We start from the raw sequence: 4,718 nt of genomic DNA on the forward strand, positions 1-4,718 counted from the left end.
TCCCCCGCCTTTAGGCGCGGGAGGAAGTCAAGCGGTAGATGGTGCCACGGTCTCGAATGGCTCTCGGAACGGTTTCGCCAGCACGAGCGGTGGGCGGCGATCGAGGGCGCGTCAGCAGTTTGCGCACGGGGCGAGACGGCGGACGCCGGATGGGGCGAAGCGGCTCGTCGGCCTGCGAGTGGACCGCCGGTCCCGGTGGATGAGAAGGCCCAGGCCGTCGCCCGACCCAGGGGCGACGATGTCGCCGCCCAGGTCGCCACCGACCTGCTTCAGCGGCTGGCGGCCACCGAGCAGGTGACCACCGACTGCCGCGCCGCCCGGCCGTCACCCGGACGGCCATGCGGGACGACACCACCTCGACGTTCGTCAACCGCGCGCAGTTCGACAACTCCGCCCAGGCCCGGAGTGGATCCGGGAGCGCACCCCGGCCGTCCGCGCGAGCGAACATACCGTTGGCTTCTGACATGGCTGCGTCGCCACGCTCGGCCGCCTGGTCCCGCAGATGCGCGGGGCAGGAGTTCACCGACGAGAGAGACCGTGATGCGTGAGATCGGGCGGGTCCGCGCGGCAGCGGACCGGCTCGAAGGGGCGCTTGATGAGAATTCGCGAAATTGGGTCTGGTCGGAATTTCGTGACGGTCACGATCGCGTGTTCCGGGCGGGGCTTGGGGGCCGTCCTCAGCGTGACGACCATGCACGCCGCTGCCGTCAGGAGCAGGAACAACTGACCGAGGGCGCCTGGGGGCGCTGTACGCCCCCAGGCGCCCTCGGTCGTTCGAGGACCTCCGCGCCAGTCCGGTGTCAGCCGATCTTGTCCGTGAAGCCCACCGACAGGTACGTCTGGTGGGTGACCTTGCCCTTGCTGGCTCCCGCCGTCCACGTGAAGGTGTACTCCAGAATGGAGCTCGTCTTCGGGTCGACGATCACCCGGCCGACGCTCTTGGCCTCCGCGAACTCCAGGGCGGTTCCGCCGCGCCCGGTGCTGTCCTTGACGGTCCCGACGACTTTGACGCCCTTCAGCCCCGCCATCGCCTTGAACAGCCCTGCCCGCAGTTTCGGGCTCGCCGGGGACCCGCCGAGCAGGGTGACCGCCTGGTCGAAGGGGGAGATGCTCTTGGGCCTCGGCGGAGTCTGGAGCAGCTGGAGCAGCTTCGCCGGGTCCGTGGTCAGCTGGTCCAGGCCCTTCCAGTCGAGGTCCTTCGGCCCGAACTGCCAGTCGGGCTGGCGCCCCTTCTTGTAGGCCTTGCCGTCGTTGATGACGTAGAAGTCCATGGACTGTGAGAGGTACGAGTCGCCAACCGTCAGATGCATCTTCCAGTACTTCCCCGAGGAGGCCGACTGGGTGGCGGCCACCGTGGAGATGTCGTTGAGGAAGACGGACGCGGTGTCCGCGCGCGCCTCGCTCCGCGTGCCCGTGGGTGTCCCACCGGTGTTCGCGTACGTCACCACACCGGCCGCGACCGCGGCGGCGGTGAACAGGCCGACGAGGGCCCGGCGGCGCCCGGACATTCCCCGCAGCGGTGCGGTCACCACCGCGCCCTTCTTGCGCCCGGCGGCGTGCCCGGCCTCCTGCGCGGCCACCGCCGCTTCGATCCCCGCCAGCGCCCTGGCCAGCGCCTGTGCCGACGGCGGCTCGACCCGCCCTGCGGCCACCAGTTCATCGGCGCCGGGGAAGTCCAGCAACACCGCCCGCTCGGTCATGCCGGTCTCCTCCACGTCCTGCGTACTCATGCCGGTCCTCTCCACGTCGTACGTACTCATGCCACGTCTCCCGTCACGCTCAGGTGCCGTCCGGCCGGGCGTGTTGCTGCGAGCCGGTCGCGCAGCCGACCCCGTGCCCGGTGCAGCCGCGAGCGGGCGGTGCCCGCCGGGATGCCCACGGCGGCGGCCGCCTCGGCGGGGGTGAGCTGCTCCCAGCTGACAAGCAGCAGCATCTCCCGCTCCTCGACGGGCAGTTCGGCCAGCGCCCGGCGCAGCGCGGGGGCCAGCGCGGCCGCGTCGAGCCGCTGGTCCACCGCCTGCCAGGGATCGGTGATCTCCGCTCCCGGTACGGCCTCCTGCCGCCCCGCCCGCCGCAGGTGTTGGGCCAGTACGTTGCGGGCCACCCCGAACAGCCAGCCCCGCGCCGAGCCGCGCGAGGGGTCGAACGTGCGCCGCGCGGCGAACGCCTGCAACCACGCCTCGGCCAGCAGATCGTCCGCCGCGCCGGGCATGCGCCGGGCGAAGTAGCCGTGCAGGGCGGGCGAGTACGCCTCGACCAGCGGGGTGAACGCCGCCGTGTCCCCCGCCGCCGACCGTGTCAGCTGGGCGTCGCTGTCGCCGTCACGGTTGGGGGCGCCGTCGTTGCGCTCCTCGTGTTCCCGGGTATCCGGTTTCACGGAATCTCCGTCTCCGACCGCCGGACGACGGTCTCACCCTGTACTTGTCATCAAGTTGCGGATCCGTTCGCACCCCTTGCCAGAGTGGCTCCCCGTTGGAGTGGCCTCGTCCTTGTTGGCGCGGCTCGAACGCGTGCATCATTGCTCAGCCGTTGTCGATGGAGCCGGCGAATGACGGATGGCGCGGCTTGCCGCCGACGGCGATGCCCCGTGCAGGCGCTCTGAACCCGCAGTCTGGGCGCGACACCTCCGCCACGTGGTGCCGACAGACGGCATACCGATAGCGGCGGTCCACCTTTGATGAGGCCAACTCACGTTTGACGGCGGGAATGCCCTGCTCATGGGGGATCTGTTCGTGCTGAAGGACGTACTGTTCCCGAACTCCGTGGGGATGGTGCTGGACCGGTTGACCGAGGTGGGCGGGGTGGTTGTGGCCGAAGCCCACAGCGCCGTACCTGAGTTGAGGTGCCCGGACTGCGCAACCGCCTCACATCGGGTGCACAGCCGGTACGGGCGGCGGCTCGCCGAGTACCCAGTCGGCGGGCGCCGCGTGGTGGTGAAGTTGGAGGTCCGGCGGTTCTTCTGCGACGCACCCGATTGCGGGCGGCGCACGTTCGTCGAGAAGGTCGAGGGTCTGACCACGCGTTATGCCCGTGCCGGGCCCGGCGTGAAGACGCTGTGGCGGTCTGTCGCGCTCACAGCAGGCGGCCGACCGGGTATGCGGCTGTGCCGCTCGCTGGCCGTGCCCACCGGCCGGGCCCGGCTGCTCGGCCAGCTGCACGCGCCCGACGTTCCGGCCCACAGCCCGCGGGTGCTGGGTGTCGACGACTTCGCTTTTCGCCGCTCGCGCACCTACGGGACCATCCTGCTCGACGTCGAGACCTCCACCCCCATCGACCTGCTGGCCGACCGCACCAGCGAGACGCTCGCCGCCTGGCTCACCGCACACCCCGGCGCCGAGATCGTCTGCCGGGACCGCGACAGCGGTTACAGCCGTGCGATCAAGGAGGCGGCACCGGACGCGACCGAGGTGGCCGACCGCTGGCACATGCTTCAGAATCTGTCGGCCGCGATCGAGAGGACCTGCCACCAACACCGCGCCTGCCTGCACAAATACGCCCTGGACGACGTGGACGCACCCCCGTCGGCGACCGCACCGCCAACGGCACTGCTGCCGCTGGCGCCGCCACTCGACAACATCCCCGCCACCCCGCTCATGCAGCGGGTGACGGACCGGCATGCGGAAATCCACCGATTACGGGAGGCGACGTGGACGATCAGCGCCATCGCCCGCCGATTCGGACTGGACCGTAAGACCGTCCGCCGCTACCTGACCACCGATCTCGACGTGCTGATCGCCTCGGCCCGCGACCGCCGCCCCCGCCAACTCGACCCCTACCGCCCCTACATCCAGCAGCGGTTCACCGACGGCTGCACCAACGCCGCCCAGCTCTACCGCGAGATCCACGAGCACGGCTACCGCGGCAACCATCAGGCCGTCCGCCTCTACATCCCGCTCCATGCGCGGCGGCACCGCCGCGGCCGAGCCTCCCCGTCCCATCCCCACACCGCGCAAGATCACCTCATGGATCATGAGACCGCGCGACGGGCTCAGCCGTGAGGAAGACCAGCTCGACGAGGTGCGCATCGCCTGCCCGGACATCGCCACCGCCTGCGACCTGGCCCGCGTCTTCACCGGCCTAGTCCGCGACCGGCGAGGACATCTCCTGGCCACCTGGGTCCGCGAGGCCGAGACCACCGGGCCCGGGCCCGTGCGGGGCTTCGCCGGATTCCTCCGCCAGGACTGGGACGCCGTCCTCGCCGGCATGACTCTCGACTACAGCTCCGGAGTCGTCGAGGGACACGTCAACCGTTTAAGACGATCAAGCGGCAGATGTACGGCCGAGGCTCCTTCCGGCTCCTTCGCACCCGTGTCCTGCTGCGATCGTGACCGTCACGAAATTCCGACCAGACCCAATTTCGCGAATTCTCATCACGTCGCCACGCTCGGCCGCCTGGTCCCGCAGATGCGCGGGGCAGGAGTTCACCGACGAGCGAGAGACCGTGATGCGTGAGATCGGACGGGTCCGCGCGGCAGCGGACCGGCTCGAAGGGGCGCTCGACAACGGCGAGTTCACCCTGGATGAGCAGTGGGTCCAGCTGTTGTGCTCAAGGGCGATGGTCACGTCGGTCTCCTCCAGTGGCGGGTGGATGCGCAAGGGGAGAGCCCCGCACGGCTATGTGCGGTTGCCGGGCGATGTCAGGCCGATGGAGTCGGGGGAGGGTCCGAGCGCTGTTACGCACTTTTGGGTGACGGCCGGACTCGGACTGGGGTGGCGCA

At 70.2% G+C, this 4,718-nt stretch carries 6 protein-coding genes; 4 read left to right on the top strand and 2 right to left on the bottom strand.

The window, feature by feature from the left end:
• The first annotated feature begins 338 nt into the window (after positions 1-338).
• The gene (locus AQJ46_RS59400; RefSeq protein ID WP_404828546.1) at positions 339-548 is read left to right on the top strand and encodes a hypothetical protein; all 210 of its coding nucleotides are present in this window, start codon (positions 339-341) and stop codon (positions 546-548) included.
• 252 nt (positions 549-800) lie between these two features.
• Here the strand turns inward: AQJ46_RS59400 and AQJ46_RS51105 are convergent, their stop codons facing one another.
• Positions 801-1,760 (bottom strand): hypothetical protein, encoded by a 960-nt coding sequence (locus tag AQJ46_RS51105; protein WP_059212204.1) that lies wholly within the window; start codon positions 1,758-1,760, stop codon positions 801-803.
• A complete protein-coding gene (locus tag AQJ46_RS51110) occupies positions 1,757-2,377 on the bottom strand; it encodes an RNA polymerase sigma factor (RefSeq protein WP_225887684.1) in 621 nt (206 codons plus the stop codon). Before AQJ46_RS51110 ends, AQJ46_RS51105 begins: the two co-directional genes overlap by 4 nt.
• A gap of 340 nt (positions 2,378-2,717) precedes the next feature.
• Between AQJ46_RS51110 and AQJ46_RS51115 the strand changes: the two genes are divergently transcribed.
• The 3 genes from AQJ46_RS51115 to AQJ46_RS56850 form a co-directional block, all read left to right on the top strand.
• Positions 2,718-3,998, top strand: a complete 1,281-nt coding sequence (locus tag AQJ46_RS51115) for an ISL3 family transposase (RefSeq protein WP_059212205.1) — start codon at positions 2,718-2,720, stop codon at positions 3,996-3,998.
• Positions 3,970-4,452: a transposase gene (locus AQJ46_RS56845; protein ID WP_208617145.1), complete on the top strand. Its 483-nt coding sequence runs from the start codon at positions 3,970-3,972 to the stop codon at positions 4,450-4,452. Before AQJ46_RS51115 ends, AQJ46_RS56845 begins: the two co-directional genes overlap by 29 nt.
• Positions 4,445-4,718: DUF6192 family protein (locus tag AQJ46_RS56850; protein WP_208617146.1), on the top strand; the 274-nt coding region annotated here is incomplete at its 3' end. The genes AQJ46_RS56845 and AQJ46_RS56850, both read left to right, overlap by 8 nt.

Origin of the sequence: Streptomyces canus (assembly GCF_001514145.1) — a bacterium.
In the GTDB taxonomy this organism is placed as follows: Bacteria; Actinomycetota; Actinomycetes; order Streptomycetales; family Streptomycetaceae; genus Streptomyces; species Streptomyces canus.